General features: G+C 62.5%; 17 protein-coding genes and 1 pseudogene. 15 read left to right on the forward strand and 3 right to left on the reverse strand.

Annotated features, from left to right (window positions below; translation table 11 throughout):
- Nucleotides 1–2 precede the first annotated feature (2 nt).
- The 3 genes from lpxB (at nt 3) to NH14_RS25850 (ending at nt 2858) form a co-directional block, all read left to right on the forward strand.
- Complete coding sequence (lpxB, locus tag NH14_RS25840; RefSeq protein ID WP_035531828.1) at nt 3–1172, forward strand: lipid-A-disaccharide synthase; 1170 nt, start codon at nt 3–5, stop codon at nt 1170–1172.
- Nucleotides 1173–1282: 110 nt separating this feature from the next.
- Nucleotides 1283–1978: a ribonuclease HII gene (rnhB, locus tag NH14_RS25845; RefSeq protein WP_052148408.1), complete on the forward strand. Its 696-nt coding sequence runs from the start codon at nt 1283–1285 to the stop codon at nt 1976–1978.
- Nucleotides 1979–2072: 94 nt separating this feature from the next.
- Nucleotides 2073–2858 carry a TrmH family RNA methyltransferase gene (locus NH14_RS25850; RefSeq protein WP_035531824.1) on the forward strand — a complete coding sequence of 262 codons (786 nt, stop codon included), beginning with the start codon at nt 2073–2075 and terminating at the stop codon, nt 2856–2858.
- Nucleotides 2859–2954: 96 nt separating this feature from the next.
- On the opposite strand, the gene ppsR is transcribed toward NH14_RS25850, so the two are convergent.
- A complete protein-coding gene (gene ppsR, locus NH14_RS25855; RefSeq protein ID WP_035531822.1) occupies nt 2955–3770 on the reverse strand; it encodes a posphoenolpyruvate synthetase regulatory kinase/phosphorylase PpsR in 816 nt (271 codons plus the stop codon).
- Between the two features lie 402 nt (nt 3771–4172).
- Between ppsR and ppsA the strand changes: the two genes are divergently transcribed.
- The 3 genes from ppsA (at nt 4173) to NH14_RS25870 (ending at nt 8214) form a co-directional block, all read left to right on the forward strand.
- Nucleotides 4173–6572 (forward strand): phosphoenolpyruvate synthase, encoded by a 2400-nt coding sequence (gene ppsA, locus NH14_RS25860; protein WP_035531820.1) that lies wholly within the window; start codon nt 4173–4175, stop codon nt 6570–6572.
- Between the two features lie 216 nt (nt 6573–6788).
- A complete protein-coding gene (locus NH14_RS25865; protein WP_052148407.1) occupies nt 6789–7214 on the forward strand; it encodes an NfeD family protein in 426 nt (141 codons plus the stop codon).
- Between the two features lie 43 nt (nt 7215–7257).
- The gene (locus NH14_RS25870; protein ID WP_035531998.1) at nt 7258–8214 is read left to right on the forward strand and encodes an SPFH domain-containing protein; all 957 of its coding nucleotides are present in this window, start codon (nt 7258–7260) and stop codon (nt 8212–8214) included.
- A gap of 39 nt (nt 8215–8253) precedes the next feature.
- Here NH14_RS25870 and smpB read toward each other — a convergent pair whose 3' ends face one another.
- Nucleotides 8254–8700, reverse strand: coding sequence for an SsrA-binding protein SmpB (gene smpB / locus NH14_RS25875; RefSeq protein WP_035531818.1), 447 nt, complete (start codon nt 8698–8700; stop codon nt 8254–8256).
- Between the two features lie 102 nt (nt 8701–8802).
- Between smpB and NH14_RS25880 the strand changes: the two genes are divergently transcribed.
- The gene (locus NH14_RS25880; protein ID WP_035531816.1) at nt 8803–9246 is read left to right on the forward strand and encodes a type II toxin-antitoxin system RatA family toxin; all 444 of its coding nucleotides are present in this window, start codon (nt 8803–8805) and stop codon (nt 9244–9246) included.
- A gap of 8 nt (nt 9247–9254) precedes the next feature.
- Nucleotides 9255–9578 (forward strand): RnfH family protein, encoded by a 324-nt coding sequence (locus tag NH14_RS25885; protein ID WP_407947184.1) that lies wholly within the window; start codon nt 9255–9257, stop codon nt 9576–9578.
- Between the two features lie 59 nt (nt 9579–9637).
- Here NH14_RS25885 and NH14_RS25890 read toward each other — a convergent pair whose 3' ends face one another.
- The gene (locus NH14_RS25890) at nt 9638–10684 is read right to left on the reverse strand and encodes a DMT family transporter (RefSeq protein ID WP_084225824.1); all 1047 of its coding nucleotides are present in this window, start codon (nt 10682–10684) and stop codon (nt 9638–9640) included.
- Between the two features lie 305 nt (nt 10685–10989).
- Between NH14_RS25890 and guaB the strand changes: the two genes are divergently transcribed.
- The 7 genes and pseudogenes from guaB (at nt 10990) to NH14_RS25920 (ending at nt 18146) form a co-directional block, all read left to right on the forward strand.
- Entirely contained in the window at nt 10990–12450 is a 1461-nt protein-coding gene (guaB, locus tag NH14_RS25895) for an IMP dehydrogenase (protein WP_035531813.1), read from the forward strand.
- A gap of 6 nt (nt 12451–12456) precedes the next feature.
- Nucleotides 12457–13104, forward strand: a complete 648-nt coding sequence (locus NH14_RS25900; protein ID WP_035531811.1) for a hypothetical protein — start codon at nt 12457–12459, stop codon at nt 13102–13104.
- Between the two features lie 205 nt (nt 13105–13309).
- Nucleotides 13310–14893, forward strand: coding sequence for a glutamine-hydrolyzing GMP synthase (gene guaA, locus NH14_RS25905; protein WP_035531809.1), 1584 nt, complete (start codon nt 13310–13312; stop codon nt 14891–14893).
- A gap of 467 nt (nt 14894–15360) precedes the next feature.
- On the forward strand, nt 15361–16080 hold the full coding sequence (locus NH14_RS25910) for a DUF6088 family protein (RefSeq protein ID WP_035531806.1): 720 nt from the start codon (nt 15361–15363) through the stop codon (nt 16078–16080).
- The gene (locus tag NH14_RS25915) at nt 16077–17132 is read left to right on the forward strand and encodes a nucleotidyl transferase AbiEii/AbiGii toxin family protein (protein WP_035531802.1); all 1056 of its coding nucleotides are present in this window, start codon (nt 16077–16079) and stop codon (nt 17130–17132) included. Before NH14_RS25910 ends, NH14_RS25915 begins: the two co-directional genes overlap by 4 nt.
- A 258-nt stretch (nt 17133–17390) precedes the next feature.
- Nucleotides 17391–17537 (forward strand): annotated as a pseudogene (locus tag NH14_RS34035) (ATP-binding protein); the annotation flags it as partial.
- Nucleotides 17538–17771: 234 nt separating this feature from the next.
- On the forward strand, nt 17772–18146 hold the full coding sequence (locus NH14_RS25920; RefSeq protein ID WP_331253471.1) for a 2'-5' RNA ligase family protein: 375 nt from the start codon (nt 17772–17774) through the stop codon (nt 18144–18146).
- Nucleotides 18147–18464: the final 318 nt, after the last annotated feature.

The following is an 18464-nucleotide window of genomic DNA, read 5'->3' on the forward strand; positions in this document are numbered from 1 at the left end:
CGATGGCGCTTCAAACCCGTCCGCTGCGCCTCGCGATGGTTGCCGGCGAGCCGTCCGGCGACCTGCTCGCGGCATCGATGCTCAAAGGGCTGACCGGCAGGCTGCCGGATACTGCGCACTACTATGGAATCGGCGGGCCGCGCATGCAGGCCGCCGGTTTCGAAGCGCATTGGCCGATGGACAAGCTCTCCGTGCGCGGCTACGTCGAGGCGCTCAAGCATATTCCCGAGATCCTGCGCATTCGCAGCGAACTCAAGCATCAACTGCTCGCGGATCCGCCTGACGTTTTCATCGGCGTGGACGCGCCCGACTTCAACTTCGGTCTCGAACATCCGCTGCGCGACGCGGGCATTCCCACGATCCATTTCGTGTGTCCGTCCATCTGGGCGTGGCGCGGCGGCCGCATCAAGAAGATCCAGAAGGCCGTGGATCACATGCTGTGCGTGTTTCCGTTCGAGCCGGCGATCCTCGAGAAAGCGGGCGTGGCGGCGACCTACGTGGGGCATCCGCTTGCCGACGATATCCCGCTCGAGCCGGATGTGCCTGGCGCGCGGCGCGCGCTCGGCCTGCCCGAGAGCGGACCGATCATTGCGGTGCTGCCGGGCAGCCGCCGCTCGGAGATCAACCTGATCGGCCCGACGTTCTTCGACGCGATGCAGATCATGCAGCAGCGCGAGCCAGGCTTGCGCTTCGTGATGCCGGCGGCGACGCCGGCGATCCATGCGCAGCTTCAGGAACTCGCCAACTCGCACCAGGGACTCGAACTCACGATCATCGACGGGCAGTCGCAAGTGGCGATGACCGCCGCCGACGCGATTCTCGTCAAGAGCGGCACGGTCACGCTCGAGGCGGCGCTGCTCAAGAAGCCAATGGTCATCTCGTACAAGGTGCCCTGGCTCACGGGGCAGATCATGCGCCGCCAGGGCTACCTGCCGTATGTCGGCCTGCCGAACATTCTCGCGGGACGATTCGTGGTGCCCGAGATCCTTCAGCACTTCGCGACACCCGAGGCGCTCGCGGACGCGACGCTCACGCAATTGCACGACGAAGCGAACCGGCGCACGCTGACCGAAGTGTTCACGCAGATGCACCATGCGCTGCGGCAGAACATGTCGGAGCGAGCGGCGGAGGTGGTTGCCAGCGTCGTGGATCGCCGCAGGAGCCCGGTATGACCGAAGTCGCGATCAAGCGCGTTCGCGCAAAGGCGCCAGCGGCGAAAGCCGCGGCGCAAGCCAGCGCCAAAGCCCCGTCGAAAGCGGCCGGCAAGCGCGCGGAGCGGCAAATGTGGGCGGAGCAGGCGGGGCTGTTGTTCGAGTCGCCCGACGACATCATCTGCGGCGTGGACGAAGCTGGACGCGGACCGCTCGCCGGCCCAGTGACGGCCGCCGCCGTGATTCTCGATCCGGCGCGACCCATCGCCGGTCTCGACGACTCCAAGGCGCTCACCGCGAAAGCGCGTGAAGCGCTCTACGATCTCATCGTCGAACGCGCGCTCGCATGGTGCGTGGCATCGGCGAGCGTCGAGGAGATCGACTCGCTCAATATCCTGCACGCGACCATGCTGGCGATGCGGCGCGCCGTGGAGGGGCTGAGCGTGAAACCCACGCTCGCCAAGATCGACGGCAACCGCTGCCCGGTGCTGCCGGTGCGCAGCGAGGCCGTGATCGGCGGCGACGCGCTCGTACCCAGCATCTCGGCGGCGTCGATCATCGCGAAGGTCACGCGCGACCGCATGCTGCTGGAATTGCACGAAGCGTTCCCGGTGTATGGTTTCGATGCGCACGCGGGCTACGGCACCCCCCAGCATCTGGCCGCGCTGCGCGAACATGGCCCTTGCGTGCATCACCGGTGCACGTTCGCGCCCGTGCGCGACGCGTATGCGCTGCATGGCCTCGCGCTGACGAGGGCGGCAAGCACAGCCTGCGCCGCGGCTCCGGACGACGACGCTCCGGACGACGACGCCTTCGCATCGGCCTGAGCCGCGCCATGCTCTGGTTCATGCAATCCGGCGTCGCCTCGTGCGACGCCGTTGTTCTTTCCAACCTACCTTTTTCAGATCGCCAGGCCCGCCCGTGAAAGCCATTACTTCGCGCGACAATCCGCTCTACAAGCGCCTGAAAGCGCTGGCAGGCTCGACGCACCAGCAGCGGCGCAGTCATCAGGCCCTGCTCGAGGGCTTCCACCTCGCGAGCGCATGGCTCGACGGTGGCACGCAGCCCGAATATTGCATCGTGACCGAGGGCGCGCTCGCGCATGCCGAGGCGCAGGCGATCGTCGCGCGCGTCGATGAGCGCCGCGTGATCACGCTGCCCGACGCGCTCTTTGGCCAGTTGTCGAACGTCGTGCACGGCGTGGGCATGCTGCTGCTCGTGGATATGCCCGAGGCGCGTCTACCCGAGCGGGTCGCATCGACGTGCCTTGTGCTCGACGGGTTGCAGGACGCGGGCAACGTCGGCTCGATCCTGCGCAGCGCGGCGGCCGCGGGCGTCGACAAGGTGTTCTGCACGCCTGGCACTGCGTACGCGTGGTCGTCGAAGGTGCTGCGCTCGGCGATGGGCGCGCACTTCCTGCTACAGGTCTTCGAAAACGTCGATCCCGAGACGCTGATCGCCATGCTGCGCGTGCCGGTCGTGATCACCGATTCGCATGGCGCGAGCGCCATCGACGAGACCGATCTGACTGGGCAGGTGGCGTGGGTGTTCGGCAATGAAGGGGCGGGCGTCTCGCAGTTGTGGCGCGACGCAGCGGCGCTGCGCGTGACAATTCCGCAGCCGGGCGGCATGGAGTCCCTGAATGTGGCGGCGGCTGCCGCCGTATGTATCTTCGAGCAATGCCGTCAGCAGCGCCACGCGCGCTGAACAGCGCACAGCGCTGATTCACCCCTTTGTGACTGATGCAACAAAAAGGCCTGCTCGCGAGTGAGCAGGCCTTTTTGTTTCTACGCGGGGCGATCTTCAGTACACCGGCTTGTCGAGGCGAATTTCCTGCAAGATCGTTGTGGCGATTTCCTCAATGGACTTGTGCGTCGACGAAAGCCACTTGATGTTTTCGCGGCGCATCATGGCCTCGGCTTCGTTGACTTCGTAACGGCAATTCTCCAGCGCCGCGTACTTGCTGCCGGGCCGCCGCTCGTTGCGGATTTCCGTGAGACGCTGCGGATCGATTGAGAGCCCGAAGATCTTCCCGCGATATGGCAGCAGCGAATTGGGCAGCTTGCCGCGTTCGAAGTCGTCCGGGATCAGCGGATAGTTTGCGGCCTTCACGCCGTACTGCATCGCCAGATAAAGGCTGGTCGGCGTCTTGCCGCTGCGCGACACGCCCACGAGGATCACGTCGGCGTCGTTCAGATTGCGGTCGGACTGGCCGTCGTCGTGCGCGAGCGAGAAGTTGATGGCCTCGATGCGGTTCTTGTATTCGTCGGTGTCCGCGTTCTGGTGACCCCGGCCCATCGCGTGGCTCGACTTGAGCTCCAGTTCCTGCTCCAGCGGCTCCACGAAGGTCTGGAACATGTCGAGCACGAGCGCGTTCGAGCGCTTGAGGATCTCGTTGGAATTGCTGTCCACCAGCGTCGTGAAGACGATCGGGCGGCGGCCTTCATGCACCGCGGCTTCGTTGATCTTTTCGGCGGTCGAGTAGGCCTTGTCCGTCGAGTCGATGAACGGCACGCGCACGAGGCGGAATTTCTGGTCGAACTGCGAGAGGATCGAGTGCGCGAAAGTTTCGGCAGTGATCCCGGTACCGTCGGAGACGATGAATACGGTAGGCGACATCGGTTGAGGCTGGGTGTGTAAGTGGGGCCGGACGGGCTGAGGCGCCCGGGAAAGGCTCCCGGAGCGTTGTGGAACGGGCCTGAGGCGCGATTCTCACCGACAGACACATTTTCGAGAGTCGGCACGGTAGAATAGCGGCAACCTGTTGGATAAGCAATTGCAGGCAAGCGCGCCAAACCGCAGTTCATCGTGGCTCAATCTGGTGTCAATTTGCAGCGATTCCGGGTAATTTCGTGCAATCGCGCGCATCTCCCCGCTTTTCCTTACGCTGGATGCCGGCCCCGGGGCCGTGGCGATTGCTTCTCCAACAGGTTGCGCAAGACGCGAATTCGCCTCTAATGGGCGGCCCGCGTTCGAGCCCACTTGCGCAATCGTGAATTTTTTTCACACTTAGGGGCTTGTATGACTAACACCGTTGCCAAGGATCAGGCTTATGTAGTGCCGTTCGAGCAGTTGCGGATGACCGATGTTGAGATTGTGGGCGGCAAGAACGCCTCGCTCGGCGAAATGATCAGCCAATTGGCTGAGGCTGGCGTGCGTGTGCCCACGGGCTTTGCAACGACCGCGCTCGCCTTCCGCGACTTCCTGAAACACAACAACTTGACCGAACGGATTGCCGCTCGTCTGGAGACGCTCGACGTCGATGACGTCAAGGCGCTGGCCGAAGCGGGCAAGGAAATCCGTCAATGGATCGTTGACGCGCCGCTGCAGCCGAAGCTGGAGGCAGACATCCGCGCGGGCTTCGAGACGCTTCAGAAGAGCTCGCCCTCCGAGCTTTCGTTCGCCGTGCGTTCGTCGGCCACGGCCGAAGACCTGCCCGACGCTTCGTTCGCGGGGCAGCAGGAGAGCTACCTGAACGTGGTGGGCATCGAAGACGTGCTCGACCGCCTCAAGCACGTGTTCGCGTCGCTCTACAACGACCGCGCCATTTCTTATCGTGTCCACAAGGGCTTCACGCACGCCGAAGTCGCGCTGTCGGCTGGTGTGCAGCGCATGGTCCGTTCGGACCGCGGCGCAGCGGGCGTGATGTTCACGCTGGATACCGAATCGGGCTTCAAGGACGCCGTCTTCATCACGTCGAGCTACGGCCTCGGTGAGACCGTCGTGCAGGGCGCCGTGAATCCGGACGAGTTCTACGTATTCAAGACCACGCTCGCTCAGGGCAAGGCCCCGATCATCCGCCGCTCGATCGGCTCGAAGCTCATCAAGATGGAATTCACGCAGCCGGGCGAACCGGGCCGCGTGAAGACGGTCGACGTCTCGCACGAACAGCGCAACCGCTTCTCGATCACCGACGAAGACGTGATCGAGCTGGCCAAGTACGCCGTCATCATCGAAAAGCACTACCAGCGTCCGATGGACATCGAGTGGGGCAAGGACGGCCTCGACGGCAAGATCTTCATTCTCCAGGCACGTCCTGAGACGGTGAAGAGCCAGGCCGCGGGCAAGGCCGAGCAGCGCTTCAAGCTCAAGGGCCAGTCGCAGGTTCTCGCAACGGGCCGCGCAATCGGCCAGAAGATTGGCGCGGGCCGCGTGAAGGTGATTCACGATCCGTCCGAAATGGAACGCGTGCAGCCGGGCGACGTACTGGTTGCCGACATGACCGACCCGAACTGGGAGCCGGTGATGAAGCGCGCTTCGGCCATCGTCACGAACCGTGGCGGCCGTACCTGTCACGCGGCGATCATCGCGCGTGAGCTGGGCGTGCCGGCAGTCGTGGGCTGCGGCGACGCAACCGACGTGCTGAAGGACGGCGCGCTCGTGACCGTGTCGTGCGCCGAAGGCGACGAAGGCCGCATTTACGACGGTCTGCTCGAAACCGAAGTCAGCGAAGTGCAGCGCGGCGAGCTGCCGGCGATTCCGGTCAAGATCATGATGAACGTCGGCAACCCGCAGCTCGCGTTCGACTTCTCGCAACTGCCGAATGCGGGTGTTGGCCTCGCGCGTCTCGAGTTCATCATCAACAACAACATCGGCGTGCACCCGAAGGCGATCCTCGAGTACCCGAACATCGACGCGGACCTGAAGAAGGCGGTCGAGAGCGTGGCGCGCGGTCATGCGTCGCCGCGTGCGTTCTACGTCGACAAGCTCACGGAAGGCATTGCCACGATCGCGGCGGCGTTCTATCCGAAGCCCGTCATCGTGCGTCTGTCGGACTTCAAGTCGAACGAGTACAAGAAGCTGATTGGCGGTTCGCGTTACGAGCCGGACGAGGAAAACCCGATGCTGGGCTTCCGCGGCGCGTCGCGCTATGTCGCCGAGGACTTCGCTCAGGCATTCGAAATGGAGTGCCTCGCGCTCAAGCGCGTGCGTGAAGAGATGGGCCTCTCGAACGTCGAGATCATGGTGCCGTTCGTGCGCACGCTCAAGCAGGCGGAGCGCGTGGTCGGCCTGCTCGAGAAGTTCGGCCTGAAGCGCGGCGTGAACGGCCTGCGTCTCATCATGATGTGCGAAGTGCCGTCGAACGCGATCCTCGCTGAAGAGTTCCTGCAGTACTTCGACGGCTTCTCGATCGGCTCGAACGACCTTACGCAGCTCACGCTCGGCCTCGACCGGGACTCGGGCATGGAACTGCTGGCGGTCGACTTCGACGAGCGCGATCCGGCCGTCAAGTTCATGCTCAAGCGCGCGATCGAAACGTGCCTGCGCCTGAACAAGTACGTCGGCATCTGCGGCCAGGGTCCGTCCGATCATCCGGACTTCGCCCAGTGGCTCGCGGACGAAGGCATCGCGTCGATGTCGCTGAACCCCGACACGATCGTGGATACGTGGCAGGCGCTTGCGAAGTCGCAGGCGAAGTAATGCCCGCATCGACTCGACATTGCGCGCCGCGCCGGCGCGCGCGGCGTGCGGAAATTGAGGCTGCTTAGGCCTTGCTTCGCACGCTGCGGAAAACAGTGTCAGCTTCGTGCTATAACACCCCGGTCAAGCCGGGGTGTTTTACTTTGGGAGGTCGACGTGGGTCCGCATGGTGTGTTCTGGTGGATCGGCGCAGGCGTGCTGATCGTGGCCGAGCTGATGACTGGCACGTTCTATCTGCTGATGATCGCGCTCGGGTGCCTCGCGGGTGTGCTCGCCTATGAGCTGGGCGCGCCGCTCGATGTCCAAATGGTGGCGGCGGCGCTCGTGGCGCTGGTGGCCGTGATCGCGCTGCGGCGCTCGCGGTTCGGGCGGCGCCGACGCATGGTCGACGCGTCGACCGACCCGGGCGTGAATCTCGACATCGGCTCGATGGTCCCGGTTGCCGAGTGGCGCGACGGGCGTGCGCGCACGATGTATCGCGGCGCCGAATGGGACGTCGAACTCGCGGCGGGCGAGCCCGAGGACGCCCATCTCTACGAAATCAAGGCGGTGCGGGGCAGTTGCCTCATCGTTGTGGCCAGGCGTTCCGGCAGCTTGGCTTCGGGTGCGCACGGCGCTCGTGAAGGCACGCGCCACGCTTGAACGAAGTCAAATCGAAGCAAAATCGAAGCCAAAGGGGAAGCGTATGCAAGTGCCTGTCGTCGGGGTGATTCTGCTCGTGATCGTCGTCGTGCTGATCTCGAGAACCATCAAGATCGTGCCGCAGCAGCATGCCTGGGTGCTCGAGCGGCTGGGCCGCTACCACGCCACGCTCACGCCGGGCCTCTCGATCGTGCTGCCGTTCGTCGACCGCGTGGCCTACAAGCACGTGCTCAAGGAGATTCCGCTCGACGTGCCGAGCCAGATCTGCATCACGCGCGACAACACGCAGCTCCAGGTGGACGGCGTGCTGTACTTCCAGGTGACCGACCCGATGAAGGCCTCGTATGGTTCTAGCAACTTCGTGTTCGCCATCACGCAGCTTTCCCAGACCACGCTGCGCTCGGTGATCGGCAAGCTCGAACTCGACAAGACCTTCGAGGAGCGCGATTTCATCAATCACAGCATTGTGTCGGCGCTCGACGAGGCTGCCTCGAACTGGGGCGTGAAGGTGTTGCGCTACGAGATCAAGGATCTCACGCCGCCGAAGGAAATCCTGCACGCCATGCAGGCGCAGATCACGGCGGAGCGCGAAAAACGCGCGCTGATCGCGGCCTCGGAAGGGCGTAAACAAGAGCAGATCAACCTTGCGGCAGGTGCGCGCGAGGCGGCGATCCAGAAGTCTGAAGGCGAGAAGCAGGCCGCCATCAATCAGGCGCAGGGTCAGGCGGCCGCGATTCTCGCGGTGGCCGAGGCGAATGCGCAGGCTATCCAGAAGATCGGCAACTCGATCCAGGCGCAGGGCGGCATGGATGCGGTCAATCTCAAGGTGGCCGAGCAGTACGTCACGGCGTTCGGCAACCTCGCGAAGCAGGGCAATACGCTGATCGTGCCCGGCAATATGAGCGACCTGAGCGCGATGATTGCTTCGGCGCTCACTATCGTGAACCGCTCGGGCATGAAAGAGACGCAGTTGAGCCGCGAAGCGGCGAAGGGCGCCTGAACGAACGCCTGAGCGCCTACAAGGTGCGCTCAGGTGCGCTCAGGTGGGCGTGCGCATGAGGCGTGCCTTTTCGCGCTGCCAGTCGCGCTGCTTCTCGGTTTCGCGCTTGTCGTGCAGCTTCTTGCCCTTCGCGAGGCCGATTTCGCATTTCACGCGGCCGCCCTTGTAGTGGAAGTTCAGCGGAACGAGCGTGAACCCGCGCTGCTCGACCTTGCCGATCAATTTGTCGATTTCCTCGCGATGGAGCAGCAGCTTGCGGATGCGCGTGGGGTCGGGCTGAATGTGCGTCGAGGCCTCGGGCAGCGGGCTGATGTGCGTGCCGATCAGGTACAGTTCGCCGTTCTTGATCACGACGTAGCTTTCCTTGATGTTGGCTCGCCCGGCGCGCATGGCCTTGACCTCCCATCCTTCGAGCACGAGCCCAGCCTCGTGGCGCTCTTCGATGAAGTAATCGAAGAAGGCTTTTCTGTTGTCGATGATGCTCATAGGGAAATGGGAAACGCCCAACTCGTTTAAAATTACGATTTTAGCAAAGCGGGCCACCGAAAGCCCGTGGCGCTTTCACCCTTGCCTCGCATTGCGCAATTTATGGCGGATGTCCAGAAAACCGTGTTGATTCGCCATTCGGCGGAGCAGATGTTCGACCTCGTGACCGACGTCGACGACTATCCCAACTTCCTGCCGTGGTGCGGCGGCGTCGAGGTTCGCCGCAAGGACGAGGACGGAATGGAGGCGAAGATCGATATCAACTTCAAGGGCATCAAGCAGCACTTCGCCACGCGCAACAAGCACAAGCGGCCCGAGCGCATCGACATGGAGTTCGCCGACGGCCCGTTCAAGAAGTTCACGGGCGCCTGGCGTTTCACGCCGCTGCGTGCCGATGCCTGCAAGATTGAATTCTCGCTGCATTACGAGTTTTCTAACATTATTCTCGAGAAGATCATCGGTCCCGTGTTCCATCACATCGCGAACACCTTCGTCGACACCTTCGTGAAGCGCGCCGACCAGCGTTACGGCAAGACCAAGCCATGAACGCGAATTTGCTCAACATCGACGTCTGCTATGCGCTGCCTGACGCTCAGACGCTCATCGGCGTGGAACTCGCACCTGGCGCGACGGTGCAGCAGGCCATCGAGGCCAGTGGCATTCTCGCGCGCCATCCGGAAATCGATCTGACGAAACTGAAAGTGGGCGTCTACGGCAAGCTCAAGCCGCTCGACACGGTGCTCGCCGACCACGACCGCGTGGAGATTTATCGTCCGCTGGTGGTCGACCCCAAGCTCGCGCGTCAGCGCCGCGTCGACAAAACGCGCAAGGAAGGCTCGATCGAGGGCCGCAAATGGCAGAACAAGGATTCGCGCTGAATCCGCGTTGACGCGCGATTGGTGGCTATATGAGGGCGCGTGTTGCGCCCTCATGCTTTTCAATTCGCCGCGCGGCGGTGCTCCGAGTCATTACGTCCCGCAGCGTTCGCCTCACCGATACCGGGAATACCCGCCAAATCACCTTCAGGCACGATGCCATCTCCGTGCGCCGTGTCTTCCGGCCCGCCCGAATGCTGGCGGACCGACCAGCTCACGCCCACCACCAGCAGCACGATGGCCGCGATTTCGAGCAGGCGCGGCAGGCGGTGGTCGTAGACGAAACCGTAGAGCAGGGCGAACAGCGTCTCGAACACGATCAACTGACCCGAAAGCGTAAGCGGGAGCCGCTTGGACGCCGCGTTCCAGAGACCGTTGCCAAGCCACGAGGCGCCGATGGCCAGCACGAGATTCAGTTGCCAGAACGCTGTCCAGCGTCCGCTGCCCACGATTGGCTGCACCGTGCCGGCGGGCATGACGAGCACCGCGAGCCAGAGCAGGCCGCCGAGCGCGCCGGTCACGACACCCCATAGCACCGACCACTCGTTGCCGCCGAAGTGCGCGTTACGTTGCAGATAGCGCGCATTTTCGACTGCGTACCACGTCCAGCAGGCGAGCGCGCCAACCGCGCAGCCAAGGCCCGCAATCTTCGTGAGCGTGCTGGCGTGATCGCTGGCGCTTGCCGTGAAAACGTCGACATTGATGCACACGATGCCGGCCGCGATCATGGCGAGCGGCCAGACCAGCTTCGAGAGCGCCACCGCGCCGTGATCGCCGCGTCCGAGCAGCGTGACCGTGACGGGCAGGACGCCGACAATCAGCGAGGCCGGCGCGATGCCCACGAGGTGAATCGCGCTCGCAAGAAAGAGGTAGTAGAGGAGGTTGCCCACGAGGGCGAGTTTCACTAGCGCGATCAGGTCCGCGCGGGTCAGGCGCGGCCAGACGCGCCGCAGCATGGGCAGTAGCGCGGCGAACGACACGAGGCCGTACATCGTGTAGCGCCCGGCGCTCAGGAGCAGCGGCGAGAACTCCGGCAACTGGCGCGGCACCAGGAACACCGTTCCCCATAACGCACCGGCGAGCACGCCGTACAACACACCACGCTGCATTTTCCTTGCCTCCACACTTTCCGATCTGACCGTCCTGGCCTTGCAGGATGGGTGGAAGCTTAATTGCAGGCCGCATGGCCGTCTTGTTCAATCCTGCACGATGCGATTGCCCGTTTCCACGGTTCCTGATTCCCAGCTTGCGGCCGGCAGCCAGAAAATCGGGTCTGACACACGACACTTACACCGCCGCCGACCCCGTCCCAAACCTCAAAAAAATCCCGAAAACGGCGCTAAGCTACTGTAGACACTGATGATTTCCAGGGCGCTATCCCGTATAATCTGCTTTTGCGCCTATAGGATTTGCCATGCGTCTGATCCAGAAAGCACTCACGTTCGATGACGTGCTCCTCGTCCCCGCCTTTTCCGACGTTCTCCCGCGCGACACCAGCCTGAAAACCCGGCTGACCCGCAATATCTCCCTGAACATTCCGCTTGTCTCGGCCGCGATGGATACCGTCACGGAAGGCCGCCTCGCTATCGCGATGGCGCAGCAGGGCGGCGTCGGCATCATCCACAAGAACCTCACGCCGGCCGAGCAGGCGCGCGAGGTGGCGAAGGTGAAGCGTTTCGAGTCGGGCGTGGTGCGCGACCCGATTACGGTTCCGCCGCAGATGAAAGTCGCGGACGTGATCGCGCTCTCGCAACAGCATGGCATCTCGGGTTTCCCGGTGGTGGAAGGCGCGCAACTCGTCGGTATCGTGACGAACCGCGACCTGCGCTTCGAAACGCGCCTGGACGAGCCGGTGCGCTCGATCATGACGCCGCGCGAGCGCCTCGTCACCGTCAAGGAAGGTACGCCGCTCCTCGAAGCCAAGGCGCTCATGCACAGCCACCGCCTCGAGCGCGTGCTGGTCGTGAACGACGCGTTCGAGCTGCGCGGCCTCATGACCGTCAAGGACATCACCAAGCAGACCGAACACCCGGCCGCTTGTAAGGACGAGCACGGCAAGCTGCGCGCGGGCGCAGCCGTCGGCGTGGGCCCGGATAACGAAGAGCGTGTCGAGCTGCTGGTGCAGGCCGGCGTGGACGTGATCGTGGTCGACACGGCGCACGGCCACAGCAAGGGCGTGCTCGAGCGCGTCCGGTGGGTCAAGCAGAACTTCCCGCACGTCGAGGTGATCGGCGGCAACATCGCCACGGCCGACGCTGCACGCGCGCTCGTCGAGTACGGTGCAGACGGCGTGAAGGTCGGCATCGGCCCGGGCTCGATCTGCACGACACGTATCGTGGCAGGCGTGGGCGTGCCGCAGATCAGCGCGATTTCCAATGTCTCGGAAGCGCTCAAGGGCACGGGCGTGCCGTGCATCGCCGACGGCGGCGTGCGCTACTCGGGCGACGTTTCGAAGGCGCTGGCAGCCGGCGCGAACGCCGTGATGATGGGCAGCATGTTCGCGGGTACCGAAGAGTCGCCGGGCGACGTGTTCCTGTTTCAGGGCCGCCAGTACAAGTCGTACCGCGGCATGGGCTCGGTCGGTGCGATGAAGGACGGCGCCGCGGACCGCTACTTCCAGGACAACTCGGCCAACATCGACAAGCTCGTGCCGGAAGGCATCGAAGGCCGCGTTGCCTACAAGGGCCCGATCAACGCGATTCTGTTCCAGCTGATCGGCGGTGTGCGCGCGTCGATGGGGTACTGCGGTTGCCGCACGATCGACGAGTTGCACGCGAAGGCGGAGTTCGTGCAGATCACCGGCGCCGGCTTGAACGAATCGCACGTTCACGACGTGCAGATCACGAAGGAAGCGCCCAACTACCACGTGGACTGATCCGCGATGAAGCCGCTGCTGCGCATAGTGCTGATTGTCGACGCGTTGATGCTGCTGGGTTTCGGCGTGCTGTTCCTGTGCACGCCCTGGAACTCGCTCTACAACGCGCTGCAGTTGGTGCAGCCGCAGCCGCCGCTCATCGGTCAGGCTTTTGGCGTGGTGCTCGCTGGCTTCGCGTGGATCGCGCTGCGCGCGGCTTTCGACGGCGACTTGACCGTCACGGTCGGGCGCACCGTGGGGCACGTCAACTGGATTGCCGGCGTGCTGATGCTGGTCTGGCTGGTCGGCCTGCATACGCCGCAACTCACGGGCTTTGGCCAACTGGTGGCCGGCGCGGTGGGTGCCTGGCTGATCATCGTCGGGCTGGGCGGCACACGCCTCGCCGGCGCGGTGAAGCGGCGCGAGAAGGTGCAGGCGGCCGAGGCCGCCGCGCAGGAACGCGGGGCGCGCGCGGTGGCCAGGACAAAGCGCGAAGAGCCCGTGACATACGCGAAACCGGTTTTTGCTGGCGGCGTGGTGGAAACCGGTGCGTCGCGCGCAGAGCCTGCAGCGGCAACACCCGCTACCGCGGGCGCGGCTGCGCCAGTGCAAGATCCGCGGCTTGCCGCGCGAGACGAAGCGGCCGACGCGCCGCGGCCGCCGCTGCATGGCTGATTCGCGCGGGACGCCGGGACGCGGGAAACACCAGCTGCTTTGTGTCCGGATTGCGCCACCCGCTTATTGGCTCGTTCGCCGGTTCATGCGTTGTTTTGCACCGCAGCCATCAAGCGCCAGGCATCCGATGAATTCACGCCGCGCGCCAGATTTACTCAGCGCGCGGCTTTCTGTATCTGTTCTTTTTTAGGTCTCGTCCGCTGCCATGCACGACAAAATCCTGATTCTCGACTTCGGTTCGCAAGTCACCCAACTGATCGCGCGCCGCGTGCGCGAAGCCAACGTCTACTCTGAAATCCATCCGTACGACGTTGACGACGCATTCATCCGCGAGTTCGCGCCGAAGGGCATCATCCTTTCGGGCGGCCCGAACTCCGTCACCGAAACCGACACCCCGCGCGCACCTCAAGCCGTGTTCGAACAGGGCGTGCCGGTGCTCGGCATTTGCTACGGCATGCAGACGATGGCCGAGCAGCTCGGCGGCAAGGTCGACGGCGGCCACCTGCGCGAATTCGGCTACGCCGAAGTGCGCGCTCGCAACCACACGAGCTTCCTCGACGGCATCGAGGACTTCCGCACGAGCGAAGGCCACGGCATGCTCAAGGTGTGGATGAGCCATGGCGACAAGGTCACGGACATGCCGTCCGGCTTCAAGCTGATGGCATCGACGGAATCGTGCCCGATCGCGGCGATGGCCGACGAAGCGCGCCACTTCTACGGCTTGCAATGGCACCCGGAAGTCACGCATACGGTGCAGGGCCGCGCGATGCTCGAGCGCTTCGTGCTGGGCATCTGCGGCGCGAAGGCCGACTGGGAAATGGGCCACTACATCGACGAGGCCGTCGAAGCGATTCGCAAGCAGGTGGGCAGCGAGCACGTCATCCTCGGCCTCTCGGGCGGCGTGGATTCGTCGGTGGCGGCAGCGCTGCTGCATCGCGCGATTGGCGATCAGTTGACCTGTGTGTTCGTCGATCACGGTCTTCTGCGCCTGAACGAAGCCGAGCAGGTGATGTCGATGTTCGCGGACAACCTTGGCGTGAAAGTGGTTCACGTCGATGCTAGCGAAGCATTCATGTCGAAGCTGGCGGGCGTGACCGATCCTGAAGCGAAGCGCAAGATCATCGGCGCGGAGTTCGTCGAGGTGTTCCAGACCGAGGCGGGCAAGCTCACGGATGCGAAGTGGCTCGCGCAGGGCACGATCTACCCGGACGTGATCGAGTCGGCGGGCAAGGGCAAGAAGAGCGCGCATACGATCAAGAGCCACCACAACGTGGGGGGACTGCCGGAGACGCTGAACCTCAAGCTGCTCGAACCGCTGCGCGAACTCTTCAAGGACGAAGTGCGCGAACTGGGAGTGAAGCTCGGCTTGCCGCACGATATGGTGTATCGCCATCCGTTCCCGGGCCCGGGCCTTGGCGTGCGTATTCTCGGTGAAGTGAAGCGCGAGTTCGCGGATCTGCTGCGCCGCGCCGATGCGATTTTCATCGAGACGCTGCGTAACACCATCGACAAGGAAACCGGCAAGTCGTGGTACGAGCTGACGAGTCAGGCGTTTGCGGTGTTTCTGCCGGTGAAGAGCGTGGGCGTGATGGGCGATGGCCGTACTTATGAGTACGTGGTCGCGCTGCGCGCAGTGCAGACGCTCGATTTCATGACCGCGCACTGGGCGCATCTGCCGCATGAGCTGCTTGGTCAGGTGTCGAACCGAATTATTAATGAGGTGCGCGGGATCAATCGGGTGGTGTACGACATTTCGGGGAAACCGCCGGCGACAATCGAGTGGGAATAGAGGAGTTTAATAATTTACTTTAAAATCAATGACTTGTGATGGCCAGTAAACAACGTGCACTCGATACTAAATGGGAAGGCGCGGCTCCGTAAGTCCTTGGGAAATAAGGGGTTTTTTAAGGTGCGTCTCCATCTGCAGGGAGTTTTGGCAAACTTAAATTGACGGTATTTTAGACGGTATACAAGAGCAGCGTGTGCGGTGGCTCGCTTAATACCGTCAGAGGAGTGTCGACGGTATCCGTGACGGTACCGGGCGGTGGCTGCAGACGTTTTTTGTCTGCTTGCGGATCGCAGCGCGAAACCCTGATCGGGTAGGGTTCCGATCAGGGGCGTCGCGCGCTCACCTCGACCCGATCCGTAGTCATTCAGTAGGGCTGTCCGAAAAAATTCTACAAATTTCGGACACGTTGCGCGTATGGGTTGACCTTCGTCCGAAGAAATTATACAAATATCGGACAAGGTGTGACTATGAATGACCTTAAAACCCAGATTGTTAGCCACATAGAGGCATCTGATACAGGCCGTGTGTGGGTGCCGGCCGATTTTTCCAATCTTGGCAGCCGCGACGCCGTGGATAAGGCGTTGCAGCGCCTCGTAGCCGCTGGCCGGCTGCGCCGGATCGACCGTGGGTTGTACGATCGACCCAAAATTAACAGCCTTACCAAGAAAGCCACCGCTCCGGACTACCGGGCTGTCATCGATGCAATTGCGCGCCGAGACCAATTGCGCCTTATGGTTGACGGCATGACTGCTGCAAACGATCTGGGTTTGACGGACGCAGTACCGGCTATGGTCACGATCCATACGGATGCGCGTCGCCGATCCATCCAACTTGATAAGCTCACCATACACTTCAAGCTAACTGCACCGAGTCGCCTGTATTGGGCCGGTCGTCCGGCGATGCGGGTAGTGCAGGCGTTGTACTGGTTGAAGGACATGTTGCCGTCGGACAGACCTCGAGTTCTCAAGCGGTTGACCGCGCTTCTGGCTGACCCCGCGCAAGGAGACGTCATTCGCCAAGACCTGCTCATTGGCTTCAGCAAGTTACCGGCATGGATGCAGGAATTCATTCGGAAACTCCCCGGCTGTGACCCATCGATCGGTGGACCACTGGCGGATGAGAAAGGCATGCATCAGCAGGAGTCCGTAGCCGGAAAGCGTAAGTCTACGGGCAAGGTGCGGCCATGAACCAGAATTTCGACAAGATCATTCAAGCTGAGAACGACGAGCGGCGCGATCTGTTTTTGACAGCGGCCGCTCGAATGGGGACGGCAGTCCAGAACGTCGAAAAGGATTTCTGGGTGTGCTGGACCCTGGACGTGCTGTTTAACGGCTTACCGAATGACGGCCCCCGCCTTCTGTTCAAGGGGGGCACGTCACTATCCAAAGCGTTCGGACTCATTTCGCGCTTCTCCGAGGACATTGATATCACGGTGTTCCGGGAAGACATTGGCGAGCCTGCGGAGGTGGAGGACCTGGATGCCCTGAGCGGCAAAAAACGCCGCGCCAGATTGGATCGCATTCGTGATGCCTGTCAGCACTACATAGCTGAAGAGATGGCTGTGCGTTTCCGAGAAATCGCTGAAACGATGATTCCCGCAAGTCAATTTCGCGTAGAGTTCGATGCCGATGACCAGGATCGGCAGACGCTGCTGTTCTGGTACCCCGTGGTGACTGCTGATCCAAAGGACTACATCCGTTCGGCCGTAAAGATCGAAGCAGGCGCCAAGTCGGCGTTGGATCCACACGAAGTAGCCACAGTCAAGCCTTACATCGCGGACGATCTGCCAGATTTGGACCTTGCCGTGCGGAATGTCACTACGGTCAAGCCTGAACGTACCTTCTGGGACAAAATCATCATCCTGCACGGCCTGCGACAATGGCACGACCGAAGGGGCGAGCTACGGCACGGCGGGCAGCGCGTTTCCCGGCACTACTACGATATCTTCCAGTTGCTAAAACACCCGGACGCGGCGGCGTGGCAGGCAAATCATCGTCTGGCGGAGGACTGCGCGAAGCACGCCAGACTTTTCTTTGGTAGCGCGGATCTCGGCCTTGACGCAGCCACTCATGGCAATTTCACATTGGCGCGTTCGGATGGCATGCACGACGCGCTGGTCCGAGATTATGCCGCGATGGGCGGCATGATTTTCAAGGAGTTGCCTCCGATTGATGATGTCCTGAAAGCAGTCGCGACATTGGAGGGGAACTTGAACACGCACGAGCCGGACTCTGCGTAAGTCGGATGCGAGGGGCAGCAGGTGGGTTTAATTTTTTGTTACCCACCCCGAAGCTTCCAAGAGACGCCGCCGGTAGTCGATCTTTCCGTCGCATCGGCACTGATCGATGCATCACAGTCGGCCTCTCGGAGTTGAATTGCAGGCTGTGACAGCCGAACACGATTTCAACTTCGCCTGCTGAGTCGGTATTGGCTTCCTCGAATCTGAAAATGTGCCGCAGTGTGCCGGAATCGGTTGCGAGACGATGTAGTATCGGATGCGCGCACTATGGCTGGTGACCAGTGGCAGAGGCTTGACCGCGAATACCTGTCGGCGGGTAAGAGGCGCGACGACGCAGATAGGGCATACAAGGAGACACAGGAGCGGCTTGTTGCAACCGAGCGCGACGCGGAGACCCTCGTTCGCTAGCTAGTAGTTGAAGCTGAAAACCCGCGCAAGGTTCTATGGACCGGCGCGGGTTTTGTTTTTGCGACGTATTGGCGGCGTAACGCGAACTGTTTTGGACCCTCGAGCGAGCTGGCGGGCCGTCCGCAAGGTGACGATAAGGGAAGCCTCCTTCACCGGCGTACCCGCAACGCGGCTATGACTCGACTTACGCTCCCCGGATTCGAGGCGCCCACGCTGGCCCCGAGGCATCGCTTGTTCTTTACCGCGATGCCGGATCCACCGACCGCGGCACATATGGCCAGAATGGCCGGACGACTGCGCTCCGAGATGCATATCGTGGCTCCGCTGCTGCGCACCGGGCACCTGCACATTACGCTGCAACATCTGGGCGATTTTGAACACGCGCCGGAGGTGATCGTTGCGCGTGCATGTGCCGCTGCGGCGAGCATTGACGTGCCTCCTTTCATCGTGACGTTTGATCGGATCTCGAGCTTCAGCGGTCAGGCCGGGCGTTGGCCGTTGGTGCTGACCGTATGCGAACTTACCCTGATCCATAGCTGGCTCGGCAAGACGTGCTATGGCATAAATGGCCGCTGGCGATTGAGAGGCGGCGGCGTGTCGACCTGAGAGCCGATTCAGTACGCGCCCAGCCACCCCCACAAATGCAATCCCCGCTCATCTCGCGCAGGCAAATGATATAAAATTGCATTTCGCATTGGACTTATCCCCAGCGGACCGGCTTCACGCTAGAGAGCGTCAAGCAGCGTGGCCGGTCAGCGACAACTATTTTGGCCGGTCAACGGGGTGGTTGTCGTTGGGTATCAGGTCATATTTGGCGTTCCTCCTTCGTAGTTGTCGTTGCGTGATGGCGTAGTTGACGCTCACCGCTACTGCGTAACGTTGCCGTCTTCCGGCAACTGGCTGCTAAACGGGTTGTCATCGTTT

This window comes from Paraburkholderia sacchari (genome assembly GCF_000785435.2).
GTDB lineage: Bacteria > Pseudomonadota > Gammaproteobacteria > Burkholderiales > Burkholderiaceae > Paraburkholderia > Paraburkholderia sacchari.